General features: G+C 60.3%; 25 protein-coding genes. 9 read left to right on the top strand and 16 right to left on the bottom strand.

What is annotated here, in order from left to right:
- Positions 1-4: 4 nt before the first annotated feature.
- The gene (gene mtnA / locus BMZ79_RS13390) at positions 5-1072 is read left to right on the top strand and encodes an S-methyl-5-thioribose-1-phosphate isomerase (protein ID WP_090641028.1); all 1068 of its coding nucleotides are present in this window, start codon (positions 5-7) and stop codon (positions 1070-1072) included.
- Between the two features lie 91 nt (positions 1073-1163).
- Here the strand turns inward: mtnA and BMZ79_RS13385 are convergent, their stop codons facing one another.
- Entirely contained in the window at positions 1164-1469 is a 306-nt protein-coding gene (locus BMZ79_RS13385; protein ID WP_090640838.1) for a YunC family protein, read from the bottom strand.
- A gap of 206 nt (positions 1470-1675) precedes the next feature.
- Here BMZ79_RS13385 and BMZ79_RS13380 point away from each other — a divergent pair, with 206 nt between their 5' ends.
- On the top strand, positions 1676-2140 hold the full coding sequence (locus BMZ79_RS13380) for a hypothetical protein (protein WP_090640837.1): 465 nt from the start codon (positions 1676-1678) through the stop codon (positions 2138-2140).
- Positions 2141-2279: 139 nt separating this feature from the next.
- Here the strand turns inward: BMZ79_RS13380 and BMZ79_RS13375 are convergent, their stop codons facing one another.
- Positions 2280-2666 (bottom strand): DUF423 domain-containing protein, encoded by a 387-nt coding sequence (locus BMZ79_RS13375; protein WP_090640835.1) that lies wholly within the window; start codon positions 2664-2666, stop codon positions 2280-2282.
- A gap of 85 nt (positions 2667-2751) precedes the next feature.
- Between BMZ79_RS13375 and BMZ79_RS13370 the strand changes: the two genes are divergently transcribed.
- Together BMZ79_RS13370 and yhbH are read left to right on the top strand one after the other, a co-directional pair.
- Complete coding sequence (locus BMZ79_RS13370; protein WP_090640834.1) at positions 2752-3207, top strand: hypothetical protein; 456 nt, start codon at positions 2752-2754, stop codon at positions 3205-3207.
- Between the two features lie 177 nt (positions 3208-3384).
- Positions 3385-4545, top strand: coding sequence for a sporulation protein YhbH (gene yhbH / locus BMZ79_RS13365; RefSeq protein ID WP_090640832.1), 1161 nt, complete (start codon positions 3385-3387; stop codon positions 4543-4545).
- Between the two features lie 88 nt (positions 4546-4633).
- Here yhbH and BMZ79_RS13360 read toward each other — a convergent pair whose 3' ends face one another.
- Positions 4634-5872 carry an MFS transporter gene (locus BMZ79_RS13360; protein ID WP_256252719.1) on the bottom strand — a complete coding sequence of 413 codons (1239 nt, stop codon included), beginning with the start codon at positions 5870-5872 and terminating at the stop codon, positions 4634-4636.
- A gap of 183 nt (positions 5873-6055) precedes the next feature.
- Between BMZ79_RS13360 and BMZ79_RS13355 the strand changes: the two genes are divergently transcribed.
- Positions 6056-7888 (top strand): LTA synthase family protein, encoded by a 1833-nt coding sequence (locus tag BMZ79_RS13355; RefSeq protein ID WP_371263719.1) that lies wholly within the window; start codon positions 6056-6058, stop codon positions 7886-7888.
- 293 nt (positions 7889-8181) lie between these two features.
- Complete coding sequence (locus BMZ79_RS13350; protein ID WP_090640827.1) at positions 8182-9627, top strand: SpoVR family protein; 1446 nt, start codon at positions 8182-8184, stop codon at positions 9625-9627.
- Between the two features lie 224 nt (positions 9628-9851).
- Here the strand turns inward: BMZ79_RS13350 and BMZ79_RS13345 are convergent, their stop codons facing one another.
- From BMZ79_RS13345 to BMZ79_RS13325, 5 genes are all read right to left on the bottom strand, one after another.
- Positions 9852-10748 (bottom strand): transglutaminase family protein, encoded by an 897-nt coding sequence (locus BMZ79_RS13345; protein ID WP_090640826.1) that lies wholly within the window; start codon positions 10746-10748, stop codon positions 9852-9854.
- Entirely contained in the window at positions 10745-11746 is a 1002-nt protein-coding gene (locus BMZ79_RS13340; protein ID WP_090640825.1) for an alpha-E domain-containing protein, read from the bottom strand. Before BMZ79_RS13340 ends, BMZ79_RS13345 begins: the two co-directional genes overlap by 4 nt.
- 24 nt (positions 11747-11770) lie before the next feature.
- On the bottom strand, positions 11771-13231 hold the full coding sequence (locus BMZ79_RS13335) for a circularly permuted type 2 ATP-grasp protein (protein WP_090640823.1): 1461 nt from the start codon (positions 13229-13231) through the stop codon (positions 11771-11773).
- 157 nt (positions 13232-13388) lie between these two features.
- Positions 13389-13766, bottom strand: coding sequence for a hypothetical protein (locus BMZ79_RS13330; RefSeq protein WP_090640821.1), 378 nt, complete (start codon positions 13764-13766; stop codon positions 13389-13391).
- A 167-nt stretch (positions 13767-13933) separates the two neighbouring features.
- On the bottom strand, positions 13934-15829 hold the full coding sequence (locus BMZ79_RS13325; RefSeq protein WP_090640820.1) for a PrkA family serine protein kinase: 1896 nt from the start codon (positions 15827-15829) through the stop codon (positions 13934-13936).
- 454 nt (positions 15830-16283) lie between these two features.
- Between BMZ79_RS13325 and BMZ79_RS13320 the strand changes: the two genes are divergently transcribed.
- Together BMZ79_RS13320 and BMZ79_RS13315 are read left to right on the top strand one after the other, a co-directional pair.
- Positions 16284-17051, top strand: coding sequence for a DUF2161 family putative PD-(D/E)XK-type phosphodiesterase (locus BMZ79_RS13320; RefSeq protein ID WP_090640818.1), 768 nt, complete (start codon positions 16284-16286; stop codon positions 17049-17051).
- Positions 17048-17368 (top strand): Rieske (2Fe-2S) protein, encoded by a 321-nt coding sequence (locus BMZ79_RS13315; protein WP_090640816.1) that lies wholly within the window; start codon positions 17048-17050, stop codon positions 17366-17368. The genes BMZ79_RS13320 and BMZ79_RS13315 overlap by 4 nt, the downstream gene beginning before the upstream one ends.
- 110 nt (positions 17369-17478) lie before the next feature.
- Here the strand turns inward: BMZ79_RS13315 and BMZ79_RS13310 are convergent, their stop codons facing one another.
- From BMZ79_RS13310 to trmL, 3 genes are all read right to left on the bottom strand, one after another.
- Complete coding sequence (locus BMZ79_RS13310; protein WP_177222137.1) at positions 17479-18720, bottom strand: aminotransferase-like domain-containing protein; 1242 nt, start codon at positions 18718-18720, stop codon at positions 17479-17481.
- A 469-nt stretch (positions 18721-19189) separates the two neighbouring features.
- On the bottom strand, positions 19190-19438 hold the full coding sequence (locus BMZ79_RS13305) for an AbrB/MazE/SpoVT family DNA-binding domain-containing protein (protein WP_090641027.1): 249 nt from the start codon (positions 19436-19438) through the stop codon (positions 19190-19192).
- A gap of 148 nt (positions 19439-19586) precedes the next feature.
- Complete coding sequence (trmL, locus tag BMZ79_RS13300; protein ID WP_090640813.1) at positions 19587-20051, bottom strand: tRNA (uridine(34)/cytosine(34)/5-carboxymethylaminomethyluridine(34)-2'-O)-methyltransferase TrmL; 465 nt, start codon at positions 20049-20051, stop codon at positions 19587-19589.
- 112 nt (positions 20052-20163) lie between these two features.
- Between trmL and BMZ79_RS13295 the strand changes: the two genes are divergently transcribed.
- Positions 20164-20892, top strand: a complete 729-nt coding sequence (locus BMZ79_RS13295) for a response regulator transcription factor (RefSeq protein WP_090640811.1) — start codon at positions 20164-20166, stop codon at positions 20890-20892.
- Between the two features lie 73 nt (positions 20893-20965).
- On the opposite strand, the gene serC is transcribed toward BMZ79_RS13295, so the two are convergent.
- The 5 genes from serC to BMZ79_RS13270 all read right to left on the bottom strand — a co-directional run bounded on the left by serC (position 20966) and on the right by BMZ79_RS13270 (position 26628).
- Entirely contained in the window at positions 20966-22054 is a 1089-nt protein-coding gene (gene serC / locus BMZ79_RS13290; protein ID WP_090640810.1) for a 3-phosphoserine/phosphohydroxythreonine transaminase, read from the bottom strand.
- A 208-nt stretch (positions 22055-22262) separates the two neighbouring features.
- Positions 22263-23687, bottom strand: coding sequence for a type I glutamate--ammonia ligase (gene glnA / locus BMZ79_RS13285; protein WP_090640808.1), 1425 nt, complete (start codon positions 23685-23687; stop codon positions 22263-22265).
- 269 nt (positions 23688-23956) lie between these two features.
- Positions 23957-25018 (bottom strand): 3-deoxy-7-phosphoheptulonate synthase, encoded by a 1062-nt coding sequence (aroF, locus tag BMZ79_RS13280; protein ID WP_090640807.1) that lies wholly within the window; start codon positions 25016-25018, stop codon positions 23957-23959.
- 130 nt (positions 25019-25148) lie between these two features.
- Positions 25149-25658: a DUF2062 domain-containing protein gene (locus BMZ79_RS13275; protein ID WP_090640805.1), complete on the bottom strand. Its 510-nt coding sequence runs from the start codon at positions 25656-25658 to the stop codon at positions 25149-25151.
- 19 nt (positions 25659-25677) lie between these two features.
- Positions 25678-26628, bottom strand: coding sequence for a 4-hydroxy-3-methylbut-2-enyl diphosphate reductase (locus BMZ79_RS13270; RefSeq protein WP_090640804.1), 951 nt, complete (start codon positions 26626-26628; stop codon positions 25678-25680).
- Positions 26629-26662 lie beyond the last annotated feature (34 nt).

Genomic DNA, 26662 nt, shown 5'->3' with positions numbered 1-26662 from the left:
CGACATGACCGAATCCACGGCTTACCAAGGCTTGCAATCCGTCATCTGGTCCGGATCGCGGCTCGATCTGCTCGACCAGCGGCTGCTGCCCGAAAAAATCGTTTATTTGCCGCTCGTCTCCAAAGAAGACGTCTGGGAGGCGATCCGGCACCTGAAGGTCCGCGGCGCGCCGGCGATCGGCATCGCCGCCGCGTACGGCGTCGTGCTCGGCAGCCGCGAAACCGACGGGGACAAGCCCGCCTGGCTCCAGGCGGTGCGCGACGCGGCCGCCTACCTCGCAACGTCGCGCCCGACGGCCGTTAATCTGTTCTGGGCGCTCGACCGCATGAAGGCGCGCGCCGAAGCGCTCGCCGCGTCGGACGCCGATCTCGCGTCCGGCAAGGACGCGCTGCTGCAGGAAGCGATCGCCATCCAGAGCGAGGACGAAGCGACGAACCGCCTCATCGGCGAGCACGCGCTGACGCTGTTCGCGGACGGCATGGGCGTTCTGACCCACTGCAATGCCGGCGGGCTCGCGACTGCGAAATACGGCACGGCGCTCGCGCCGTTCTATCTCGCGCAGGAGCAGGGCATCGCGCTTCGCGTCTTCGCGGACGAGACGCGCCCGGTGCTGCAGGGCGCGCGGCTGACCGCGTTCGAGCTGCAGCAGGCCGGCGTCGACGTGACGCTGATCTGCGACAACATGGCCGGCATGGTCATGAGCAAGGGCTGGGTCGACGCCGTCATCGTCGGCACGGACCGCGTCGCGGCCAACGGCGACGTCGCCAACAAGATCGGCACGTACAGCGTGGCCGTGCTCGCCAAGGCGCATAACATTCCGTTCTACGTCGCCTGCCCGCTGTCGACGATCGATCTGAACACGCCGTCCGGCGACCAAATTCCGATCGAAGAACGCAGCGCGGAAGAGATTACGGAAGGATTCGGCAAGCGCACGGCGCCGGCGGGCGTGAAAGTGTTCAATCCCGCGTTCGACGTGACGCCGCACGAGTACGTGACCGCGATCATCACCGAGAAAGGCATCGTTCGCCCCCCGTTCGACGTCAATCTCAAGAAGCTGTTCGACAACGCGTGATTCGCACGAACGCAAGAAAGGCAGCCCGGCACGATGAACCATCGTGCCGGGCTGCCTTCTTTCTTGCGTCCGCGTCCGTCGTCGCGGTGATCTATACCATCAAGAGCAGGGCGTCCGCCCCTTTCATGCCGACCGTAATGCCGAGCGATTCCGCTTTCCCCGTTACCGATTCGAGCGGCGCTTCCATCAATTCCTCCAGCGTCCTGACGCCGACCGCACGGCCGGCGATAATGCCCCGGTCCTTCAACCGGTCGTTCAGCAGCGCGACGTCGAGCGCGCCGCACATGATGTAGCCTTTATCCGTCGTCACGGCGAGCAGCGTCGTCTTCGGCAGAAGCACTTCGACGCCGAGCGCCGTGCTGCCGTCCGCAAGCGGAATAGGTACCATTCGCATCATCCGAGCCACCTCCTCCCGCGATGCACCAGCATTGCCTTCCTGAATCGCTTCTTCACTATATGCGGGTCCGGGGCGCGGAGTGTTGGCGATTTGCACGATCGTCGCGCCTTCGATCGGGGCCCGATCCGTTTCGCAATTAGGACTACATAACCCGGGTCTTTAGTGGTATGATGGGGTTACTATCGAACTAAACGGAGATTGGTCGAATGAATCCAATGAATCAACGCGCCGAACGGCCGAACGCGCATCTGTTCAACGTCGATCTGCTTGTCGAAAGCGAGTCCGCCGCCAAGGCGCTGGAACGGCTGCTGCGCCTGCTGAACGAGGCCGGCTTCGCCGACTACCGGATCAATTCCGGCGCGGAGCTGGGCCGCCTGATCGCGGCCTTGGAAGCCCAGGCCGAGCCGAAGCCCATTCCCGTCCCGGCCGAATCCGGCGCGCGGCCGCCGGAGCCCTCGCCGATGGGATCGCCCGTCATGCGGCGGATCGCGGACAGCATCGCGAGCAATGCGCTGATCCGGATCAGCGTCAACAAGGGCGCGGGCGCGAAGCTGAACATGCCGTGCCGGGTCATCAAGCTGGACGAGGCCGCGCAGTCGCTGACGGTGTACCACGTGGACGAGAAGCAGGTCTACACGTTCGGCCTGAACGAGATCGACGAGATGAATTAACGCCAACGCCAAAAGAGCCGCGCCGCCTGGGATAGGCGGTGCGGCTCTTTTGGCGGTCGATGTCCGTTCGCGGCTGCAGGCTGTACCGCTGTTCGTCGTATCAGGCGATGCGGGACCGAATAGGCTTCGTCCCGTACGCTTACTCGCTGCCCTTCGCTCTCCAGATGGAATACGCGGCGAGTCCCCACGCGGCGATGAACGCCAGGCCGCCGAACGGCGTAATGATGCCGAGCCACTTCACGTCCGACAGGCTGAGCGCGTACAGGCTGCCCGAGAAGAGGAAGATGCCGAGGTGCATCAGCCGCGCGGCCCAGCGGATCGCGTTGTTGCTTCGGCCGATCCGGTCCGCGGCCAGAGCGAGGAGCAGCAGGCCGATGGCGTGAAACATATGGTAACGGACGCCCGTTTCGAAGACGTTCAGCATTTCCTCCGACAATTTCGCCTTCAGCCCGTGCGCCCCGAAGGCGCCCAGCGCGACGGCGAGCAGGGCGTGAATCGCCCCGTAAGCCCCGTATTTGTTAAACATCCTCGCGTATCCGCCCTTTCTCTTTCCAAGGTTTGTAAAATAAGATAAAATGTACGATATCGAACGACACGGAGGAGAGATCCCCTTGAATGACTATCACGCAGACCGCGGCCAATCGCCCTATGGGTACCCGCCCGATCCGGACGAGGGCGCGCCGAAGAAAACCCAATCCAAGCTGGGCATCGCTTCGTTCGTCATCGGGCTGCTCAGCCTGATCGTCTTCGCCGTGGCCATCGTCATGACGACAACCTTTATTATGGACCAGTTCGGGAACGAGAGCAACTACAATCAGCTGCGCGCCGACCTGGAAACCCGGTTCAGCGACGTGAACGCCGTCATGCCCGTTCTCGTGGCGGGCCTGCTCATGCTCGTCTCCTTCGCCGGCAGCCTCGTCGGCCTGATCCTCGGCATCGTCGGCGCCTGCTCCAAAAACAAAACCAAGACGTTCCCGATCATCGGCATCATCGTCAGCGCGCTGCTGCCGGTCGGCTTCTTCGGCTTGATCGTGCTCGGGCTCGCCCTGGGCGGAACCGCTTCGTAATCCGCGAGACGGCTTGCCGGGAGACCGCGTCCTTCATGGACCGCGGTCTTTTTCGCGCCGCCATCCGGCGCCGCGGGTCAATCGGGCGCTTCCCCATGGGCATTTTGCTTCACATATCGCGCGGCGTCCTGAATACAATGAATAACAACAAGCATTTGGTCATGGAGGTGTCTACGCATGGCAGAGGACAACGGAACGCTGTATACCGTGTCGCGTGAGGACTGGTCGCTGCACCGGAAGGGACATCAAGATCAAGCCAGACACCAACAAAAGGTACGCGAAGCGATCAAGCAAAACTTGCCCGACCTGGTCTCCGAGGAAAACATCATCATGTCGGACGGCAAGCATGTCATCAAAGTGCCCATCCGCAGTCTCGACGAATTCCGGTTCGTCTATAATTTCAACAAAAACAAGCACGTCGGCCAAGGCGACGGCGACAGCCAGGTCGGCGACGTGCTCGGCGTCGATCCCGCTTCCGCGCAAAAGGGCGGCAAAGGCGAAAACGCCGGCGATCAGCCCGGCGACGACATCGTCGAAGCGGAAATCAGCCTCGCGGAGCTCGAGACGATGCTCTTCGAAGAATTGGAGCTGCCCTTCCTGAAGCAGAAGGACCGCGACCAGCTGGAAACGAAGGAAATCCGGTTCAACGACATCCGCAAGAAAGGCATCATGTCCAACATCGACAAGAAGCGGACCATCCTCGAAAACCTGAAGCGCAATGCGACAAGCGGCGCGCCGGGCATCCACGGCATCTCCCCGGACGACCTGCGCTACAAGACGTGGGAAGAGATCGTGAAGCCGCAGTCCAACGCCGTCATTCTGGCGATGATGGATACGAGCGGCAGCATGGGCAGCTTCGAGAAGTACGTCGCGCGCAGCTTCTTCTTCTGGATGACGCGCTTCCTCCGGCATCAATACGAGCACGTGGAGATCGTCTTCATCGCGCATCATACCGAGGCGAAGGAAGTGACGGAGGAGGAATTCTTCACCCGCGGCGAAAGCGGCGGCACGATCTGCTCTTCCGCTTACATTAAAGCGCTCGACATTATCGACAGCCGGTATCCGCCTTCGAAATACAACATCTACCCCTTCCACTTCTCCGACGGCGACAACCTGACGAGCGACAACGAGCGCTGCGTCAAGCTGATCGGCGAGCTGCTGAAGCGCGCCAACCTGTTCGGCTACGGCGAAGTGAACCAGTACAACCGCTCCAGCACGCTCATGTCGGCTTACAAGCATATTAATCTGCCGAACTTCATGCATTACGTCATCAAGGAAAAAGGCGAAGTGTACAACGCGCTGAAATCGTTCTTCCGCAAGCGCGAGGTCGCCGTCTGAGCCGTTCGAATGCATCCTATTCGAATGCACCATATAAGAAGCCTCCCGCCCCGGATTTCGTCCGGCGGCGCGGGAGGCTTCTTCGCGTTTACAGGGATGCGGAGCGTCCGCGAACCCCCAGCGTTCCGCGGTTATACGCCAGAAACGCCGTCAGCCCGAGCAGGCCGCAGACGCCGGCGCCGACGAGCAGGTAGGGCAGCGGCACCGAGTCCGCCAAGTAGGTGCTGAGCAGCGGGCCGGCCGTGCCCCGGAAGCCGAACAGCATGAAATGGAGCCCGACGACGATGGCCTCGCGCCCCGGGGCGAGCCGGAACATATAGGCGAGGAAGCCGATGTCCCAGATGGCATCGCCCAGGCCCTGGATGCCGCTGCCGAGCAGCACGGCGCCGTAATTGCCGAGCAGCGCATAGCAGAACGGCACGATGCTGAACGCCGCGAGGCCGAACGCGACCGTATGCTTCGGGGACAGCTTGTCGATGACGCGGCCGGTGACGAAGTAGGCGGACAGCAGGCAGACGTAGTAGACGGCGCGCGCGATCCCGATCTGCGTGTTGGACAGCTCGAGCCGGTCCACCTGCATGATGTTGTACAGCGGCACGGCCAATATGTTGCCGAAGCCGGTGAAGGTGCAGGCGAGGAAGAACACCGCGATCTCGCGGTTCTGCTTGACGAGCTGCAGCTGCTCGCGGAAGTTGAACCGTTTCGCGCCGAGCAGCTTCGGCGGCGCGGCCTTCCGCGCCTTGACGCGCGCGAAGACGAGGATCGACGCCACGCCGGTCGCGGCGGCGAACAGCAGCGGGCCGGACGGGCCGGCGGCGTCGGTCCACCGGCCGATGAGGAACGCCACGGGAATCATGAGCCCGCCCATGATGACGCGCGTGTTGCCCATCAGCCGGCCGCGGGTTTCGGGCGGATACATCCGGATGACGAGCGCCGCGTAGCCGGGCGATTGGATGCCCATCAGCATTTGGAACAGCAGCGCGGCCCCCACGTACGCAAGCGGCACGCCGAAGAACGCCGGCAGCACGATGAGCGCCCGCGCGATCAAGTTCGGGATGACGACGAACGGCTTCGGGTCCGACCGCTCGATGAACGCCGCCCAGAGCGGCGAGAAGAGCAGCCCGACGGCCGGGGCGGCCGATATGATGCCGACCTGCAGGTTGGACGCCCCCTGCTGGATCGCCATCGGAAGATAGAATTGATTGAAGACGACGTTGAAGAAGCTGAACAATACGGAAGCGCCCGCATCGATGCGGAAATTGTGCCAGGCTCTCGGTCCGAGGCCCAGCTTGAAGGATTCCAATCTGGCTTTGAGTGCGGTCGTCACGGGTCGGCTATCCTCTCGGGGGTCATGGTTTAGCTCCAGTATACCATGGGAACGGCGCCAGGATTTCGCCGATTTGCCATTTTGACAAACCGTTGGCAAAGGGAGCATAATGAACGTTATGGGATTTGCAGTACGCGCGTTGAAAGGAAGGATATTTTCATGCCCGCATGGTCATTCAGGCGGATGTCTCAGGTTCGTCCGTTCGTCTTCTTTACGCTCATTCTAGTGCTTAAAAGCATGCTCGCTTACTTCGTCATTTTCGACGGCGGACCGTCATGGACGCTGCTGATGACCGAAATGCCGTTCTTCTGGCTGCTGTTCTGCCTGATCGAATGGTTCGCCTCCAAGCGCAAGCTCGTCTATTACGTGACCGTCAACTTGCTTGTAACCGCCATCTTTTTCGCCGTCATTATGTATTACAAGTATTTCGGCATCATCGTGACGTACCACGCGCTGGAGCAGATCAACCAGGTCACCGCCGTCAAGAGCAGCGTCTTCTCGCTTCTCGCGCCTTATTATTTGTTCATCTTTCTCGATATCGTCGTGTTGGTCGCCCTGCTGGCGCGGCGCAAACGGCTCGTCGACTGGAAGCGGATGAGCCAGTTGCCGCTCAACAAAGCCGTGGTATCGGCCCTCTTCATCGTCTCGCTCGCGCTGTGCCTGTTCAATATCCTGCCGAACCGCGCCAGCATGAACGAAATCGTGAAGGCCGAAGACATGGGCATTCTCAATTACGAGGTGTACACGCTGTTCTCCGACCCGAAGCAGCCGACGATTCCGATGAGCGAGATTACGCAGGCCGCGATCGACCAAGAGAAGGGCATCACGGAACCGGCGGAACCGAAATACCGGGGAGCCGCCAAAGGCAAGAACCTGATCATCGTGCAAATGGAAGCGTTCCAAAATTTTCTGATCGGCCTCGAAATCGGCGGACAGGAAGTGACGCCGAACATGAACAAGCTGGCGAAGGAGCATATCTACTTCTCGAACTTCTACCAGCAGGTCGGCCAAGGCAATACGTCCGACGCCGAGTTCGTCGTCAACACGTCCTTCTACACGCCGCCGGCCGGCGCCGCGTCCGTCGTCTATACGAACCACGCGCTGCCGAGCCTGCCGAAGCTGCTGCAGGCGAACGGCTACCAGACGGCCACGTTCCATACGAATTACGTGGAGTTTTGGAACCGCAGCGACCTGTACAAGGCGCTCGGCTTCGAGAAGTATTACGACCAAAACTGGTTCGGCCACGACGATGCGGTCTTCTTCGGCCCTTCCGACGAGGTGCTCTATAAGAAGACGGCCGAACAGCTGGACGCGATGCAGAAGAACGGCCCGTTCTACTCGCAGCTGATCACGATGTCGTCCCACCATCCGTTTTCCATCCCGCCGCGGAAGTACAAGATCACGCTGCCTCCGGAATACGAGGGGACGTTCGTCGGGGATTACATCCGCGCCCAGAACTACGCCGACTACGCGCTCGGCCTGTTCATCGACGATTTGAAGAAGCGCGGCATTTGGGACAACAGCGTGTTCGTCATCTACGGCGACCACCTCGGCCTCCCGATCTATTCGTTGAACAGCGACGAGAAGAAGCTGATGAAGGACATTTACGGGCGCGAGTACGCGAACTCGGACATGATCAACATCCCGCTCATCATCTCGTCGCCGGGCGTTACGACGCCGATGGAGCTGAAGGAAACCGGCGGCCAATCGGATATCATGCCGACCGTCGCCAACCTGCTCGGCATCTCGCTGCAGGACCATATTCACTTCGGCCAAGACTTGCTGAATCAGCCGTCCAACCTGCTGCCGGAGCGGTATTACCTGCCGACGGGCTCGCTCATCACGGACACTCAAATGTTCATCCCCGGCACGACGTTCAAGGACGGCACGAACCATCCGCTGCACGGCAACGCCGCGGCGGCCGTCCCGACCACGGAGGACCAGTATACGCGGTCGCTCAAGCTGCTGCAGCTTTCCGACAGCTACGTCACGCAGCTCCCGCCGGTCGGTCCGTAACCGACGGCTATCCCGAAAATCCACGATACCCAGACACCCCCCGCCGGATTCGGCGGGGGGTGTTCGTTTGGCTTAAACCTCGCAGAGCCGGCACCCGATCTCGCAGACCGTGCCGTGCCCCCGCTTGCTGTTGATCGCGGTCTCGCCGGCCATGGCGCGGATGAGGCTGACGACCACCATGAGATCGCGCGGACTACAATTTTAGCGGAACCGCGGCGGCGGGACATATCGTTTCCCCCCTTCCCATACATATAGCTATGAAACACAATTCGCGTTGCGAGGGGGAAGCGAACGTGCATCAGGACGAGATCAAAGCGCTCGAACGAGCCATTGACGAAATCACCGAAATCGCGCAAGGATTCGGTCTTGACTTCTATCCGATGCGGTATGAAATCTGTCCGGCGGACATTATTTATACGTTCGGCGCCTACGGCATGCCGACGCGCTTCAGTCATTGGAGCTTCGGCAAGACGTTCAATAAGATGAAGATGCAGTACGACCTCGGCCTCAGCAAAATTTACGAGCTCGTCATCAACTCCAATCCGTGCTACGCGTTCCTGCTCGACGGCAACTCGCTCATCCAGAACAAGCTCATCGTCGCGCACGTGCTGGCCCACTGCGACTTCTTCAAGAACAACGCCCGCTTCAGCATGACGAACCGCAACATGGTCGAGAGCATGTCCGCGACCGCGGAGCGCGTCAGCCAGTACGAGATGGAATACGGCACCGAAGAAGTCGAGAAATTCATCGACGCGGTGCTCGCCATCCAGGAGCATGTCGATTCCACCCTCATCCGGCCGTACAAGCTGGACAAAGCCCAGTACATCGAGCTGCTGAACAAGGAGAATCAGAGCGTGAAGCCGCAGCGGCAATCGCAGTACGACGACCTGTGGGGGCTCGACGAAGAAGAGAAGGAAGCGGCCGCCGCCGAGGCGAAAACGAGCGCGGAGACGAAGAAATTCCCGCCCCGGCCGGAGAAGGACCTGATCTGGTTCATCGAGGAATATTCCCCGAACCTGCAGGACTGGCAGCGCGACGTCATGTCGATGCTGCGCGACGAGATGCTGTACTTCTGGCCGCAGATCGAGACGAAAATCATGAACGAAGGCTGGGCGTCGTACTGGCATCAGCGAATCATCCGGGAGCTGGATCTGACGAGCGAGGAGACGATCGAATTCGCCCATCTGAACTCGTCGGTCGTGCAGCCGTCCCGGCATTCGCTGAACCCCTACTACCTCGGCCTGAAAATTTTCGAGGACATCGAGAAGCGCTGGGACAACCCGACGCAGGAAGAACGGGACCGGATGGGACGCAAGCCGGGCTTGGGCCGGGAAAAGATGTTCGAGGTCCGCGAATTCGACTCCGACATCTCCTTCCTCCGCAATTACTTGACGAAGAAGCTCGTGAACGACCTGGATCTGTACGTGTTCGAGAAGAAAGGCGCGGAGTGGAAAATCACCGAAAAAGCGTGGGAGTCCGTCCGCGACCAGCTCGTGTTCTCGCGGGTAAACGGGGGCTTCCCGAGCATCGTCGTCACGGACGGCGACTTCAACCGCGTCGGCGAGCTGTACCTGTTCCACCGGTACGAAGGGGTGGAGCTGGACCTCAAGTACGTCGAGAAGACGCTGCCCTACGTCGTCCACCTGTGGGGCAAATCGGTTCATCTCGAGACGATCGTGGAGGATAAACGGATCGTGTTCAGCTGCGACGGGAAGAAGACGAGCCGAAAGTTTATTTGATCGGATGCGCCGCGAGGCCGACAGTTGAAGTTACGGAAACGCCCGTCCCGGAATGCCCGGGACGGGCGTTTTGCGCTGCGCGCAGGCGCTGGCGGCTTCCGCCCCTCCCCGTCGCGCTAACTTCCCAAAACCAAAAAAAACGCCCGCCTCGGCCTCCGCCGAACCGGACGTTTAATTCAACCTGCCTGCGTTCGGCATGCCCGAATCCCGGGCACCGCCGCCGCTTACTCATCGGCCCGCTTCACGTCGACCGTCACTTCCAGCACGGCTTCGCTCGTGCCCATATAGACGCCTTTGACGGGGACGATGTCCTTGTAGTCCCTGCCGTGGCCCAGCTTGACGTAACGCTCGCCGACCAGCGCGTCGTTCGTCGGGTCGAAGCCGCACCAGCCGAGACCCGGCACGTACGCCTCGACCCACGCGTGGGACGCCTGCTCGAAGTCCGCGCTTCCGCCCTGCAGGTCGCCGACGAAATGATAGCCGCTGACATAGCGCGCCGGCACGCCCTTCGACCGGCACGCCGCGATCATCAGGTGGGCGAAATCCTGGCACACCCCGCGCCGCCGCCGCAGCATGTCGCCCGCGATCGTATGGACGTTCGTCGCGTCCGGATCGTAGACGAATTCGCTGCGGATCTTGTTCGAGAGGGCGAGCAGCCAGCTGTACACGCCGAGCCGTTCCGCGCCGTCGCCGCTGTCCGGCTGCCGCCGGATCGTCGCGTCCGCGAAGGCGGCCACCTCGGGCGTGACGTCCGTGTACGCGGTGGGCAGCAGGAACTCGGCGAAGCGGTTGGCCGCCTTCTCGCCCGCGAGCCACCGCCACGCGTCCTTCGGCGGCAGGCCGTCCTTGCCGAGCTGCGGCTTGAAGGCTTCCCGCGTGACGACCGTCATCGTCGAGCGGATCGTCAGCTTCCGGTGCTGGCGGTTGACCGAGAACGCGTGCACGCGGTTGCCGAAATAATCGTCGTAGCTGAACAGCGGCGCGTTCGGTTCGACGGAGATCGCATGCTGATAGCAGGACTGCTGCTCGTTCGTGAACGGCGTCAGCCGCACTTCATTGACACTGTCCCCGACCGCGTCCTTGTACGTGTACTGCGTCGTATGCGAGATATGCAGCTTCATGCGGTGGCCTCCCCGACGCGAAAAAAGGTGTGGGCGAACGCGGTGCCCAGCTGCCCCGCCGCCTGGAGCAAACGTCCGGTCACGGCGCCTTCGCGGTCGAGCCCCAGGTCCTCCCGCTCCAGGCAGGCGAGCTCCGCCTTCAGCTTCGCCACCTGGCGGACGATCCGGTCGTGCGCGGCGCGCAGCTGCTTCTCCTGCAGCTCGATGCCGCGCAGATTCTCGTCCAGCGCGTCGAGCGAGAACTGCACGGAGCGCGGGAACGCTTCGTTCAGGACGAGGAACTCGATGATCGCGTCCGCCGACACCCCGTCCGCGTAGTGGCGCCGGAACGGCTGGTAGCCGCTCACGGAGCGGAGCACCGCCTGCAGGTACGGGTACAGCTCGCAGCCGTCCCCCGCTTCCGCCGCCGAGGCGCTTGCCGCAATGGCGGATTGAATGATCCGCAGCGTGTTTTCGGTCCGCTCCAGATACCGGCCGCATTCGATGAAATGCCATTCGTTCTCGCGCGGCATGACGGACTGGGTCACCCCGCAGAACAGCGCCGTCCATTCCTTGATCCGCCCGAAAAACTGATGCGGCGACTCCCTTGCCGGGTCCCCGGCCTGCTTCTCGCGCAGCCACAGATAGAACCCGTTCGCCACGTCCCACAGCTCGCTCGGCAGCTTCTCCCGCAGCGTCCGGACGTTGTCCCGGGCGTGGTTGACGCACGTCACCAGCGAATTCGCGTGATCGCGGTCCAGCGTGACGTAGCGCACGACGTCCTGCTCGTTGTAGGCGCCGCCGTACTGCTGCTCGTAAGCCGCGCGGCTGCCCAGCGCGTCGACGATCCGCCCCCACTTGCACAGCGCCGGGGGCACGCCGTCGGCCCCGTCACGCGGAACGGACGGCGCGTCTTCGTCCTGCAGGTGAAAATGGACATCGATCAGCCGGGCGTGATTCTCCGCGCGCTCCATGTACCGGCCGATCCAAAACAAAGCTTCCGCGTTACGGTTGAGCATTCGTTCATCCCTCCTTCTTCATCCTTAGCGGCTCAGCACCCAGGTATCCTTCACGCCGCCGCCCTGCGAGGAGTTGACGACGAGCGAGCCTTCCTGCAGCGCGACGCGGGTCAGCCCGCCGGGAATGACGTGCGTCTCCGAGCCGTCGTCCAGCACGAACACGCGCAGGTCGATATGCCGCGGCTGCATCGCGCCGCCGATCATGACCGGAGCCCGCGACAGCCGCATCGTCGTCTGGGCGATGTAGCGGCCCGGATCGCGGCGAATGGCGTCCGCGAACGCGTCGATGTCCTTGCGCGTCGCGGCCGGCCCGATCAGCATGCCGTACCCGCCGGAGAGCGACGTCTCCTTCACGACGAGCTGGTCCAGATGCGCGAGCGCGTAGTCGCGGTCCTCCGGCCGGGAAAGAATGTACGTCGGCACGTTGTGCAGAATCGGTTCTTCATGCAAATAATAGCGAATCATTTCCGGAACGTACGCATAGATTGCTTTATCGTCCGCCACCCCGGTGCCCGGCGCGTTCGCGATGGCGACGTTGCCGGCGCGGTAGGCGTTCATGAGCCCCGGCACGCCGAGCAGCGAGTCCGACTGGAAAGCCAGCGGGTCCAAATAATCGTCGTCGAGGCGGCGGTAGATGACGTCGACCTGGCGCAAGCCGCCGAGGCCGCGCAGATAGATGTTGTGGTCCCGGTATACCAAATCCCGGCCCTCCACCAGATGGATACCCATCTGCTGCGCGAGGAAGGCATGCTCGAAGTAAGCGGAGTTGTATGCTCCCGGGGTCAGGAGCACGATCAGCGGATCGCGTTTCCCGGACGGAGCGAGGCTGCGGAGCGAACGGAGGAACACGTTCAAGCTGCGTTCGATGTCCGCCACGGCGCTGGACAGGTACAAGTCGGAGAACAGCTCGCTCATCAGGCTCCGTCCCTTATACAGGTAGGAGAATCCCGACGGCGTCCGGAGATTGTCCTCCAGCACGTAATACCGGCCCTGCTCGTCGCGGATCAAATCGATGCCCGATGCCGTCATGTACACCTGTCGCGGCACTTCGAGCCCGGCCATCTCCGGCCGGAAATACTTGTTCCCGACGATCATCCCCCGCGGGATAATCCCGTCGCGCACGATCGCCTGCCCGTGATAGACGTCGCGCAGGAACGCGTTCAGCGCCGACACGCGCTGCTTCATCCCCCGCTCGATGTGTTCCCATTCGTGCCTCGGGATGATGCGCGGGATATAGTCGAACGGGATGGTCCGCTCGAGCGGCTCGCGCTGGTTCTGGGCGTAAAGCGTAAAGGTGATGCCTTCCTCCAGCATCCGCTGCTGTATCGCGGCATGCCGGGCTGCGAGCTCCGGCGGCTTCATGCGGGCGAAGGTTCGATGGACGCCTTCGTAGTGGGGGCGCACGGTCAGGTCCCGTTCGAACATCTCGTCGTAAAACGATTGTGGATCGTAAGCGTGGAATTGCGATTGCATCGCCATCGACATGATTTCCGCCTCCAAAGCCGTCAGTTGTCCAATTCTATCGAATAATGTGAGGTATTTCGGTTTTCCGAATGATATCGCCGGGTCCCCTTCGTTTTCGGTATCTAAATCATATCCAATCCCGAATTATATGTCAACTTATATAACATAATATTAACATCTACGCCGCACCGCAAACGTCGTAGCCGCTCCGGTATTCGCGCGCGGTCAGATGCTTGACCTTGGGCGCGTTCGTCCCCGATACCGTCGCGTACAGCGCCTCCCCTTCGCCGCCCTCCGGCTGGCCGAAGAACACCTTTCTCAGCTCCGGATCGTACCGCTCCGCCGCCTCCACGTTGGCGATCACGTTGCGGTCGAGCCGCGCGAACCCGTACAGGCCGAACATCCGGTCAAGCTCCTCCATCGTCTGGGCGTAACGGTACACGGTTCCGTCGCTCATCGTGAACGCGGGCCCGTTCGGCGTCGGCGCGATCAAGCGAATGTCCTCGACGGCGATCCAGCGCGGCGCGCCTTCCTCGTTTTGCAGCAGCAGCTTCATTCCCCCACACTCCTTCGCTTTAATAGGAACATGCGTTCTCGTTCCGTGTTCCTATTTTAACATAGCCGGACCGGCATTTTCACCTTCCTGACCCGGATAACACAAAACCGCAGCATGCTGCAACGCATGCTGCGGTTTCCGATTCCGTGTCCGAGCAAGTCGGCGGATTAACGGTTGAGCAGGCTGCCCACGTACCGGAGCAGCTCGTTCGAGCAAACCGGGCAGTAGCCGTGCTCGTCGATCAGCCGCTTCGTCACCTCGTTGATCCGTTTCAGCTGCTTCTCGTCCGGCGTCTTGGTCGACGTCGTAATCTTGACGATGTCCTTCAAGTCCGTGAACAGCTTCTTCTCGATCGCTTCGCGCAGCCGGTCGTGGCTGAAGTAGTCGAACTTCTTGCCCTTGCGGGAGTACGACGAGATGCGGATCAGAATCTCTTCGCGGAACGCCTTCTTCGCGTTCTCGGATACGCCGATTTGCTCTTCGATGGACCGCATGAGGCGCTCATCCGGATCCATTTCCTCGCCCGTCAGCGGATCCTTGATTTTCGTCCAGTTGCAGTACGACTCGATGTTGTCGAGGTAGTTCTCGAACAGCGTCCGCGCCGACTCTTCGAAGGAATAAACGAACGCCTTCTGCACTTCCTTCTTCGCCAGGCCGTCGTATTCTTTGCGCGCGACCGAGATGAAGTTCAAGTACCGTTCGCGTTCTTCCTTCGTGATGGACGGGTGCTGGTCCAGGCCGTCCTTGAGGGCGCGCAGCACGTCGAGCGCGTTGATGCACGAGAGGTCCTGCTTGATGAGGGCGCTCGAAATCCGGTTGATGACGTAGCGCGGGTCGATGCCCGACATGCCCTCTTCGATGTATTCGCTCTGCATCTCCTTGAGGTCGGCTTCCTTGTAGCCCTCTACTTCCTCGCCGTCGTACATGCGCATCTTCTTGACGAGGTCCATGCCCTGCTTCTTCGTCTCCTTGAGCCGGGTCAGGATCGAGAAAATCGCGGCCGACCGCAAGGAATGCGGCGCGATATGGATGTGCTTCATGTCGCTCTGGCCGATCAGTTTATTGTAGATTTTCTCTTCCTCGGATACTTTGAGATTGTAGGGGATCGGCATGACGATCATCCGCGATTGGAGCGCCTCGTTCTTCTTGTTGGCGATGAACGATTTGTACTCCGTTTCGTTCGTATGCGCGACGATGAGCTCATCCGCCGAGATCAGCGCGAAGCGGCCCGCCTTGAAATTGCCCTCCTGCGTCAGCGAGAGCAGGTTCCACAGAAACTTCTCGTCGCACTTCAGCATCTCCTGAAATTCCATCAGGCCGCGGTTCGCCTTGTTCAGCTCGCCGTCGAACCGGTAGGCCCGCGGGTCCGATTCGGAGCCGAACTCCGTGATGGTCGAGAAGTCGATGCTGCCGGTCAGGTCGGCGATATCCTGCGATTTCGGATCGGAGGGGCTGAACGTGCCGATGCCGACGCGGTTTTCTTCGGAGACGAGCACGCGTTCGACCTGGACGTTCTCGATTTCGCCGCCGAATTCCGTCTTGAGCCGCATCTGGCAGGACGGGCACAAGTTGCCCTCGATGCGAACGCCAAGCTCGCGCTCCGCCTCCGGGCGAAGCTCGTTCGGAATGAGATGCAGCGGTTCTTCGTGCATCGGGCAGCCCTTAATGGCATAGACGGCGCCTTTTGGAGTACGCGAGAACTGCTCGAGTCCCCGTTTGAGCATGGTGACGATGGTGGATTTGCCCCCGCTGACGGGTCCCATGAGCAGCAAAATCCGTTTGCGCACATCCAACCGGCGAGCCGATGAATGGAAATATTCCTCTACCAGTTTCTCGACGGCACGATCCAAGCCGAATATTTCTTGTTCGAAAAACTTGTATTTCTTGTGCGAACCGTCGTCCACCACCCCAAACGACTCAATCATTTCATAGACACGAGCATGCGCAGTCATGGCTGGAGTTGGATCCTGCTTCAGCAACTCGATGTAATCCTTGAAAGAGCCTTGCCAAGTCAGCTTCTCGCTTTCCGCCTTGTACTCCGAAATTCGTTTCAAAATATCCATGCCGTACCTCCTCTCGTGCATCCCGGTGTTTCTGAGTGCCTGTGTCATGCGGGTCGCGGGGGTCTTTGAGGGTCCCACCTTCTAAAGCTGCCCGGCATTTTTTATTGAAGTAATACAATCCTATGCGCTTTCTTAAGGGAAGTTGCCCAATAATTTAAACAAGTTTTCTACAAAATCCGTCGCGAAAGCGGGCTGCTTTTACAAAAACGCCACATGCGGAGCGGCGGCGAACAAGCGTCGATTCGCGGGTGGCCGAGCCGAAAACCCAGACGGCGCCGGGTATTTCCAAGCCGGGAGCGCCCCTGTCGAACGCCGGGCCGATTCGACCGGATCCGCCAACGTCGGGCCGCAAAAAATGAATGACACTCCGTGTCACGCCGTTAAGATAGCTGAGGGACGCGTCCAGATATGATATAATCGCCAAAGAATCTCCGCGCGAAAGGGGGAACGGGCCTTGGCCGTCAAACACGAAACGGAGCTGTACCGGCCGATCAAGGCGTTCTTCGAGGCGCAGGGCTATGAAGTGAAGAGCGAAGTCATGCACTGCGATCTGGTCGCCATCCATCCCGATTCGGGAGATACCGTTTTGGTTGAAATGAAGAAGACGTTCAATCTCGCGCTGCTGCTGCAAGGCATCGAGCGGTTAAGGCTGAACGGCAGCGTGATCCTGGCCGTGGAGCGCAACCGCAAGAAGGCCGGCGCCCACAACCAGCGCTTCGGCGACTTGACGGAGCTGTGCCGGATGCTCGGCATCGGCTTCATGACCGTCACGTTCTACAAGACGAAGCCGCCGGTCATCGAGATGCTCTGCCAGCCGGGCGATCCTCCGGTGCGCGGGCAGCGGCGGGCGCGCCAAGCGCGGCTGCTGAACGAATTCCGCGAACGCAGCGGCGATTACAATACGGGCGGCAGCAACAACCGCAAACTTGTAACCGCTTATCGCGAGAAGGCGCTGCGCATCGCTTGGGCCATCAGCCGGCACGGCATGCTGTCGCCGCGCGAGGCGGCCGTCCACGCGGACGTCGCGCGGGCCGGGCCGTTCCTGCAAAAGGATTACTACGGGTGGTTTCAGCGCGTGGAACGCGGTTTGTATCGGCTGAAGCCCGAAGGCGAAACGGCCGTCAAGCAAAACGGGGCCATTCTGGACGACTGGCAGCGCAAACGCGCCGGCGGACAAGCTGCGGTAAACGAACTCATCTATAAAGGAGAGCATGAATCATGAGCGAACAGCACTCGGTCAAAATCATCGGCAGCGTCAACGATTTCGACGCGTTTCCCGCGCACGTGAAAGTGGACAACGAACCGCATTATATCGTGGAAGCGCCGCGCAAGGAAGGCGAGCCGCAGCGTTATAATTTAATCTCCGCCATCTGTCCTCATGCCGGAGGCATGGTCCGTCCTCATCTGAACGAGCTCGTCTGTCCGCTTCATTACTGGTGCTTCGATCTGGCCACCGGAGAAGCGACCAACATTCCCGGCGAGCAGCTCGCCTGCACGCCGCTCGAGATCGAAGACGGGCAGTTCGTCGTCAAGGCTTGATCCTCGATCGCGCGGCCTTATTAATGTAGAAAGAGCGGCGTCCGCCGGTGCGGAGGCCGCTCTTTCGTTCGTGCGCCAATGGAAACGCAACTTAAACTACCTATCGACCGCTACGAGCGGGCGAGAAACGCGTCCACCGTCCCGGCCAAGCGCGCGAACCCTTCGTCCAGACGGTCGACTGCCGCGCCGGCGACGCTGAGACGCAGCCGGTTGCGCGGCGGATCCGCGGCATAGAACGGCGCGCCGGGATCGAAGACGACGCCATCTGCCTCGGCGGCGCGAAGCAGCGCGTCGGCATCGAGCCCTTCCGGCAGCGTCAGCCACAGGAACGGGCCGCCATTCGGCAGCGTCCACGATGCGCCGCTCCAGTGCCGCTCGCGCAGCAGCGCGTCCAGCCGATACATCCGTTCGCTATAGGACACACTAAGCTGACGCAGCAGCGGATCTACCTCGCCGCCCTCCAGCAAGCGAAACAGCATTTCCTCGGCGGATCTGCCGGCGTCCGGCTCCTCCGCGGCAGGCGTCCGCGGGAGCGCCGCAAGCCGCGCGAGGATGCCGGGATCGGCCGCCGCCCAGCCGACCGGCAGCTCCGGGCCGAGCGCGGCGGCGAACGTGCCGGCGTAGATGACGCCGCCATCCGCCGTCTTGGCGCTCATCGCGTACAAACTCGCCTCGCGCTCGGCCCCGTGCTCGGCCTCGTCGTTGCGCCATTCCCCGTACGCGCCGTCCTCCAGCAGGACCACGCCGAAGCGGCGGCCAAGGTCAAGCATTGTCTCGCGCCGAGCCGCGCTCCATATCCGGCCGGCGGGATTGCCGAGCGCGGGCATGACGTGCGCGAGCTTCGGCCGATGCGCTTCGGCGAGCCGCTCCGCGTCTTCGGGCCGCATCCCTTCCTCGTCGCATGGCACCTGCACGACGACGGCGCCGGCGGAGCGGAACGCCTGCAGGCAGGCCGGCGGCGCCGGCGATTCGACGAGCACCGCGTCGCCCGGGCGAAGCAGCCCGCGCGCGATCCAGGCGATCACGGGCTCCCCCTGCGGCGCGAGCCCGAGATCGCCGGCCTCGACCGGCAGCCCCCTGCCGGCCAGCCGCCCGGCGAGCAGCTCGCGCAGGCGTTCCGAGCCTGGATACGTCGACCGCCCCACTTCGGCTCCGGCACCGTCCGCGCGCCCGCGCGCCGTTTCGATCGCCTGCCGCACCGACGGAATGCCTCCCGCGGGCCAGTCGCCCGCGAACGAAATCCGATCCTCCTTGTGCCGCTCGCTCGCCTGCGCCGGCCATTGGTCCGTCAACAGGTCCGCAAGCGGCGGGACGCTGCGATGCGCCCCGTTCCGCGACTGCTTGTTGGCCATTATGCCGTCCCTCCCATCCCTCATGCTGTAGTTTACGCAGGACGGCGGGCGGACGCCACAGGTTTGATCGCCGGCGCGGCCATCCGGCAGCGGACCGCATCTTAGCATCGCTCGGATTCAGGTTCCTTATGCCGGCGGACAGGCGCGGCTGTAACAACTTGTTCACATCTTGGAGCGTTTTCTTTTTGGGCCTCGTTGGGTATAATGAGGGAAGTATTTGCGAAGTTGGAGCCATATCCACGGCATCTTAGGGGGTAAGCGAAATGACAGTGAATTTCCTGATCGTCATTACCGTCTCCGTCTTGTTCTTGCTCGCCATGTTGACGGCGTCCTACAACGACGACAAGACCAAAGGCATGTAACTGCAGCGACCTGCAACGCAAGCAACGCAACATAAAAAGAAGCTTTCGCGCTGTCCTCGGCAGCCGTCGAAAGCTTCTTTTTATTTCCCTCTTGCCTCATCCCGGGCCTACCGCCGCAGCTGCGCCATCTCCGACATGCATTTGCCGCACAGGTACCGTTCCTTGAACTCCCGCACGTCGTCCAGCACGCCGCAGAACACGCAGCGCGGGCGATAGCGCTCCAAGATGATATGATCCCCTTGAACCAAGATCTCCACAGGATCCCCTTCGTTCATCTGATATCTCTTTCGAAGGGACTTGGGCAGCACGATCCGCCCAAGTTGATCCACTTTCCGCACAACGCCAGCCGGTTTCACCATTACACATCTCCTGTAGTCGCATATTGTCAGCTATCATGTGATGATAGTTTCAGCATCGTACTAAGGTTCGATAGTAACCCGGCTAATCCTGCAATGTTTTATATTTGCTTAATATTCTGCAAATGTGGCGGCGCGGCGGAAAAAGTCACGTCAAGCCCGGGTAGCCGAGCTGACGGAACGCCTCGAACACGACGATCGCGACCGAGTTCGACAAATTCAGCGAACGGACCTTGTCCGTCATCGGCACGCGGATGCACGTGTCCGGATACGCGTCGAGTATCGACTGCGGCAGCCCCTTCGTCTCCTTCCCGAAGACGAAGAAATCCCCGTCGCGGTACGTCTGCTCCGCGTACACCTTGGAGCTGCGCGTGCTCGCGCAGAAGAACCGGCCTTCCGGATACTGCTCCTGAAGCTCCGCGAAGGAATCGTGGTAGCGGACGTCCACGGCGTACCAATAGTCGAGTCCCGCGCGTTTCAGCGTTTTGTCGTCGGTGCGGAAGCCGAGCGGGCGCACCAGGTGAAGAATGGCGCCCGTGGCGGCGCAGGTGCGCGCGATGTTGCCCGTATTGGCCGGAATTTCCGGTTCGACAAGCACGATATGAAATGCCATTGCTTGTTAACACCTCACTATATTTTACATAGCTTTTACGCTTGTTTAATCTTTTGTGAAAATACGGCCATTAGAATAAAATTATCATTGCACGAAAAGGAGATCATAAACGATGAAGAAGAAAATATTAATCGTCGATGACGAGCCTTCCATCTCCATGCTGCTGGAATTCAATCTGAAGCTGGCCGGCTATGAAGTTCGCTGCGTCCAAGATGGGGAGGCCGTATTCGACCTCTTGAAGCCGTTTCGTCCCGATCTCATCGTTCTCGATCTCATGCTTCCGAAAATGGACGGCATCCAAGTATGCCGGGAGCTTCGCAAACAAAACAATGCCGTTCCGATCATCATGTTAACCGCACTCCAAGACGTGACTGACAAGATTGCCGGTCTCGACAACGGCGCTGACGATTATATGACAAAACCATTCTCACCGCAAGAGCTGCTCTCGCGCATTCAAGCCATCTTCCGCAGAACGCAGGCTTTGCCGGGCGCCCGCGAACAGGTGGTTCATGAAATCGGACGGATGTCGGTCCTGGCGGACCAGCGCGAAGTGCAAATCGACGGGAAACCGGTCGAATTGACGCCGAAGGAATTCGAGCTGCTGCTCTTCCTGTGCCGCCATCGGGGCAAAGTCCTCAGCCGCCAACAATTGCTTCACGGCGTCTGGGACTACCACTTCCTCGGCGACACGCGCATCGTCGACGTCCACATCAGCCATCTTCGCGACAAGATCGAGAAGAACGCGCGCACGCCGGAGTACATCATGACCGTGCGCAACGTCGGCTACAAGTTGTCCGGTCCCGGCAGCGGCACCGGCACCGCCGACTCGTCCCTGGCCTAAGCCGCCCCTTTTTTCAATCAGAAGACCGCCGTCCATCGGACCGGCGGTCTTTTTTTGCTTCTTTTTAATCCTCTTACCCGTTGCGCTTCGCAAAATCCCCCATGAATTCCGCCAGCGCCTTGCAGCTCTCGAACGGAACGGCATTGTAGGTCGAGGCGCGCAGGCCGCCGACGCTGCGGTGGCCCTTCAGGCCCACGAAGCCGTGCTGCTCGGATTCCTTGACGAATTGCTTCTCGAGCTCTTCCGTGCCCAGGCGGAACGTGATGTTCATGAGCGACCGGCTGCCCGCATCCGCAAAACCGCGGTAGTAGCCGCCGCTCTGGTCGATCGCGTCGTAGATCAGCTTCGTTTTGTCGCGGTTGAACTGCTCCATCGCCGCGACGCCGCCTTTGTTCTTGATCCATTGAAGCATCAGGCCGACCAGGTAGACGGAGAAGGACGGCGGCGTGTTGTAGAGGGAGTTGTTCTTGACGTGCGTGTCGTAGCGCAGCATCGTCGGAAGCGACTTCGGACTCGATTCGACAAGATCCTCGCGAACGATGACGATGGTCACGCCCGAAGGTCCCAGGTTCTTTTGCGCGCCGGCGTAGATCATGCCGAACTTGCCGACGTCGACCGGACGGCTCAAGATGTCGCTCGACATGTCGCCGATCAGCGTCAAGCCGCCGGTATCCGGATAAGCCGCGAATTGCGTGCCTTCGATCGTTTCGTTGGAGGTAATGTGGAGATAAGCGGCGTTTGCCGGAAGCCGAATGTCGCTCAAGGCCGGAATGCGATTGAATTTGTCGGCTTCCGACGTCGCGGCGATCGCGGTCTCGCCGATCAGCATCGCTTCTTTGTACGCCTTCTCCGCCCAGCTGCCGGTGTGCACGAATGCGGCCGATTTGCCCGGCGTCAGCAGATTCATCGGAATCATGGCGAACTGCGTGCTGGCGCCGCCTTGGAGGAATAATACTTTATAATGGCTCGGAATGCCGAACAGTTCGCGAAGGAGCGCTTGCGCCCCGTCGTTGACGCCTTCGAACACGCTGCTGCGGTGCGACATTTCCATGATGGACATGCCCGTTCCCGCATAATCGATAAACTCTTGCTGCGCCTGCTGCAGCACTTCAAGCGGCAGAGCCGCCGGTCCGGCATTAAAGTTGTACGCGCGATTCGTCACTGACACTCACTCCACTCTTCGAATTTGCTTATGAGTTATGATAGCAATTTTGCGGCGAGGCTTCAAGTCATAAAGTCGAACAAAAACAAAATATACACGAATAATATTCGGATTTAGACCCAAATGCTAGCTTCGAAGACCAAAAGGCAATAGAAAAGCGAGCTCTCCGGCGGAGAGCTCGCTATGAGATATTCGGATGAAGCCCGGATTAGCAGTCGAAGTACAGGCTGTACTCGTGCGGATGAACACGGATCGATACCGCTTTGGCTTCGGAGCGTTTGAACGCGACGTAGTTGTCGATGAAGTCTTGCGTGAAGACGCCGCCTTCCGTCAAGAACTCGGAATCAGCTTCCAACGCGTCAAGCGCTTCGTCCAGGGAGCCCGGAACCGAGCGGATTTCTTTCTTGTCTTCGTCGGACAGCTCGTAGATGTTTTTGTCGAACGGACCGTAGCCGAGCGCGACCGGATCGAGCTTGCGCTTGATGCCGTCCAGACCTGCGAGCAGCATGGCCGCGAACGCCAGGTAAGGGTTAGCCGTGGAGTCCGGCGTACGGAACTCGATGCGGCAGCCTTTCGGCGTAACGGCCGCAACCGGAATCCGGATGGCCGCGGAACGGTTGCCTTTCGAGAACACCAGGTTAACCGGCGCTTCGTAGCCCGGCACCAGACGCTTGAAGGAGTTCGTCGACGGGTTCGTGATGGCGATCAGCGCCGGAGCGTGATGCAGGATGCCGCCGATGTAGTTCAGCGCCAGCGGGCTCAGGTTCGCGTAAGCGCCCTTCTCGTAGAACAACGGGGAATCGCCGTTGAAGATCGAGCTGTGGACGTGCATGCCGCTGCCGTTGTCGCCGAAGAGCGGCTTCGGCATGAACGTTGCGACTTTGCCCCATTGGCGAGCCACGTTGTTGATGATGTATTTATATTTCAGCAGGTTGTCTGCCGTTTTCGTCAGCGTATCGAAACGGAAGTTGATTTCCGCTTGGCCCGCCGTCGCCACTTCGTGGTGGTGACGTTCGACGCGGAGGCCGGATTCTTGCATCAGGCGCACCATTTCGCTGCGGATGTCTTGTTGGGAATCGACCGGAGCAACCGGCACGTAGCCGCCTTTAACAGGGACTTTATACCCAAGGTTGCCGCCTTCTTCTGTTTTCGCCGTGTTCCAGCCGGCTTCGGCGGAGTCGACGGAGTAGAAGGACGTGTTCATTTTGCTTTCGTAACGAACATCGTCGAAAATGAAGAATTCCGATTCAGGCGCGAAGAAAGCAGCCGTACCGACGCCTGTCGTTTTCAGATATTCTTCCGCTTTTTGAGCGATGCTGCGCGGGTCGCGCTCGTAACGCTCGCCGTCCGGCGTGTAGATGTTGCACATAATGTTCAACGTCGGGTGATCCGTGAACGGATCGATGAAGCTGGACTCCGTGTCCGGCATCATCACCATGTCGGATTCTTCGATGCCGCGGAAGCCCGGGATCGAGGAGCCGTCGAAGGCAACGCCGTTTACAAACGTATCGGCATCCACTTCCGTCGCGGGAAGCGTGATGTGGTGTGCGTGGCCGGAAAGATCCACGAAGCGGAAATCGACAAACATGATGTTGTTCTCTTTAATCGTGTTCAAGACGTTTTGAACTGACATTAGGTATTTCCTCCATTTCCGAACATTTGCGATGTGTAGGACATTGATTGTTCAACTTCTGCACTAAACTATGTCTGTAATTATAGAATTAAGGCCTAGTCTCGTCAATAGCTATGTCAGGTATTTTTTGACCCCATTGTGAGCTAACTTCACATAATTTTCATGAATGGTTTCGCCCTATTTCGGCGCCGAAAACGAAAGCCGGAGCCCGCCTCGGATGAGGCGGCTCCGGCTCTGAAAACCTTATAACGGCGCCGTTTCTCGGCGATTTATTTGATCCACGTCGTAAAGTAGGCCGCGTCTTCCTTCGGCGTATCGAACCGCTTGCCGACCAGATTGCCAAGCTGTTCCAGCTCCTTGAGCAGCCGCGCGAATTGGTCCGGGAACAGGGATTGCACGCCGTCGCCCGTCATCGAGTTGTCGGGATCCGTATGCATCTCGATGATGAGCCCGTTCGCCCCCGCGGCCACGGACGCCTTGGACATCGGCTCGACCAGCTCGCGCCGGCCCGTGCCGTGGCTCGGGTCGGAGATGACCGGCAGATGGCTCAGCTCCTGCAGGACGGGAATGGCCGCGAGATCGAGCGTGTTGCGCGTGTAAGTTTCGAATGTTCGGATTCCGCGTTCGCAAAGCATAACGTTCGGATTTCCGCCGGCGAGTATGTACTCCGCCGCGTTCAGGAACTCGTCGTAGGTGGCGCTGAAGCCGCGCTTCAGCAGCACCGGCGTCTTCACCGTGCCGAGCTTGCGCAGCAGGTCGAAGTTTTGCATGTTGCGCGTGCCGACCTGCAAAATATCCGCGTATTCGCTGCAGATGTCCACGTACTCCGGCGTCATGACCTCCGTGATCGTGAGCAGGCCGTGCTTTTTGCCCGCTTCCGCCATCATGGCCAATCCTTCGACGCCGACGCCCTGGAAGCTGTACGGTCCCGTGCGGGGCTTGAACGCGCCGCCGCGCAGCACTTGGCCGCCGGCCGCCTTGACCAGGCGCGCGATCTCGTCGATCTGCGCCGGCGTCTCCACCGCGCAAGGTCCGCCCATGATCGTCAGGTTGTCCCCGCCGATCTTCACGCCCTTAATGTCGATGACCGTGTCGTCGGGATGGAAGTCGCGGCTCGCGAGCTTGTAGGATTTCGAGATTTTGATGACGTTCTCGACGCCTTTCATTTGGCGCAGATGCTCCGCGAGCGTCGGCTCCGCCTTGCCGATGATGCCGATGACCGTGCGGTCCGTTCCCCGCGACACGTGCGCCTGCACGCCTACCTTCTCGATATGCGCGACGATTTCCGCGATCCGCTCTTCCGGTTCGTTGTTCTTCGTAATGACGATCATGTAGACAATCCCCTTTCACACTTAAACGCGTATATGCTTTTAAGCTTCGACGCTGTTAGGCTTTTATGCTTTTAATCGATAAAGCAACTATACAAGAAAAAACCGGTCCCGTCAAGAGACCGGCTTGCGGTCATTCCGCGACCGGTTTCGCCTCGAGCGCCGTGCGGCGCAGCTTGCGTTTCTCCTTGCGTTTATCCGCCACGTACTTGATGGCGAACCGGACCGGGAAGTAGAAGATCGCGCCGAGCACGAACCCGTCGATTATGCCTCCGACAATCAGCTTCAAGTTCACCAGCAGGATATGGTTCAACCAATTCGGGATGACCGGAATATGAAACCTGAGATGATTCGGCAGCACGAGACCGCCGACCATGCTGTTGACGAACGCGACCGGAATGAAAATGATTTTGCCGAACACGAATCCGACCAAGGCGCCGGCAAAACTGGCCCCGAACCAGTAAATCAGCGGAAATATTAGAAAAAACGCCAGCCCGTAAGTCGGGAGCGTAAACATTTCGACGAAAATGCCGATCGAGAAGCCTAGGGCCACGATGGACGGGCCGCCGGGGGCCCGCATCAATTGGGTGTATTTATATTTGATCCAACGTTTGATCGAGCGCGGTTTTCTCGGTGAAGACATGCGCGTGCGCTCCTTTCGCTTACCTGGCCGATTTCGAGCGAATCGCGGGTAGCAACTTATCCATGTTCACCGTGCGCCGAATCTCCCAGGTCTCGGGGTTCTCATCCTCGTATTGCTCCAAATAGGCAATGACTTCCTTCGTAAGCGGCGTCGGCGTGGAAGCGCCGGACGTAACGGCTACCCGCTTCTTGCCTGCCAGCCATTGCCGGTCGATCTCGGACACGTCCGAGACGCGGTAGGCGGGCACGCCCGCGATCTCTTCCGACACTTGCGCGAGCCGGTTGGAATTGTTGCTCCGCGGATCGCCGACGACGATGCACAGCTCGGCTTCCTTGGCCTGGCCCGCCACCGCTTCCTGCCGGACCTGCGTTGCCAGGCAAATCTCGTTGTGCACCTCGGCGGCCGGGAACGTCTCGACCAGCCTGCCGATCAGATGGCGGATATCCCATTGGGACATCGTCGTCTGATTCGTGATGATGATCCGCTCCGCGTCCAGCGAGAGCGCATCGATGTCCGATTCGCGCTCCACCAAGTGCACGCGGCCGGGCGCGATGCCGATCGCTCCCTCCGGCTCCGGATGGCCCTTCTTGCCGATATAGACGACCTCGTAGCCTTGGGCGACTTTCTCGCGAATGAGGTCATGCGTCTTGGTCACGTCCGGGCAGGTCGCGTCGACGACGGTCAGCCCCTTCTCCTTGGCGCGGTCGCGCACTTCGGGCGACACGCCGTGGGCCGTGAAGATGACCGTCCCGCCATCGATTTGCTCCAGGATTTCCAGCCGGTTCTCGCCGTCGAGCGTAATGACGCCCTCCTGCTTGAACGCTTCCGTCACATGACTATTATGAACAATCATGCCCAAAATATAGATCGGCCGCGGCAGATCCAAGTTCCGCGCCGTCTGCAACGCCAGCACCATCGCATCCACGACGCCGTAGCAATAGCCGCGCGGCGATATTTTCACAATTTCCATGAAACCAGCACCTGCTTTCCCTGCTCAACCATCC

Origin of the sequence: Paenibacillus sp. UNC496MF (assembly GCF_900113915.1) — a bacterium.
In the GTDB taxonomy this organism is placed as follows: domain Bacteria; phylum Bacillota; class Bacilli; order Paenibacillales; family Paenibacillaceae; genus Paenibacillus_Z; species Paenibacillus_Z artemisiicola.
This window is presented reverse-complemented; position numbering and strand designations above follow the sequence as displayed.

Coding starts and splice junctions, on each gene's coding strand:
- BMZ79_RS13385 (WP_090640838.1), bottom strand. CDS start 1,469: ATGATGCGAATGGTACCTATTCCGCTTGCGGACGGCAGCACGGCGCTC.
- BMZ79_RS13270 (WP_090640804.1), bottom strand. CDS start 26,628: ATGGAAATTGTGAAAATATCGCCGCGCGGCTATTGCTACGGCGTCGTG.
- BMZ79_RS13295 (WP_090640811.1), top strand. CDS start 20,164: ATGAAGAAGAAAATATTAATCGTCGATGACGAGCCTTCCATCTCCATG.
- aroF (WP_090640807.1), bottom strand. CDS start 25,018: ATGATCGTCATTACGAAGAACAACGAACCGGAAGAGCGGATCGCGGAA.
- BMZ79_RS13345 (WP_090640826.1), bottom strand. CDS start 10,748: ATGAAGCTGCATATCTCGCATACGACGCAGTACACGTACAAGGACGCG.
- BMZ79_RS13375 (WP_090640835.1), bottom strand. CDS start 2,666: ATGTTTAACAAATACGGGGCTTACGGGGCGATTCACGCCCTGCTCGCC.
- yhbH (WP_090640832.1), top strand. CDS start 3,385: ATGGCAGAGGACAACGGAACGCTGTATACCGTGTCGCGTGAGGACTGG.
- mtnA (WP_090641028.1), top strand. CDS start 5: ATGACCGAATCCACGGCTTACCAAGGCTTGCAATCCGTCATCTGGTCC.
- BMZ79_RS13380 (WP_090640837.1), top strand. CDS start 1,676: ATGAATCCAATGAATCAACGCGCCGAACGGCCGAACGCGCATCTGTTC.
- BMZ79_RS13335 (WP_090640823.1), bottom strand. CDS start 13,231: ATGTCGATGGCGATGCAATCGCAATTCCACGCTTACGATCCACAATCG.
- BMZ79_RS13355 (WP_371263719.1), top strand. CDS start 6,056: ATGTCTCAGGTTCGTCCGTTCGTCTTCTTTACGCTCATTCTAGTGCTT.
- BMZ79_RS13325 (WP_090640820.1), bottom strand. CDS start 15,829: ATGGATATTTTGAAACGAATTTCGGAGTACAAGGCGGAAAGCGAGAAG.
- BMZ79_RS13275 (WP_090640805.1), bottom strand. CDS start 25,658: ATGTCTTCACCGAGAAAACCGCGCTCGATCAAACGTTGGATCAAATAT.
- BMZ79_RS13310 (WP_177222137.1), bottom strand. CDS start 18,720: ATGGCCAACAAGCAGTCGCGGAACGGGGCGCATCGCAGCGTCCCGCCG.
- trmL (WP_090640813.1), bottom strand. CDS start 20,051: ATGGCATTTCATATCGTGCTTGTCGAACCGGAAATTCCGGCCAATACG.
- BMZ79_RS13330 (WP_090640821.1), bottom strand. CDS start 13,766: ATGAAGCTGCTGCTGCAAAACGAGGAAGGCGCGCCGCGCTGGATCGCC.
- BMZ79_RS13340 (WP_090640825.1), bottom strand. CDS start 11,746: ATGCTCAACCGTAACGCGGAAGCTTTGTTTTGGATCGGCCGGTACATG.
- BMZ79_RS13315 (WP_090640816.1), top strand. CDS start 17,048: ATGAGCGAACAGCACTCGGTCAAAATCATCGGCAGCGTCAACGATTTC.
- glnA (WP_090640808.1), bottom strand. CDS start 23,687: ATGTCAGTTCAAAACGTCTTGAACACGATTAAAGAGAACAACATCATG.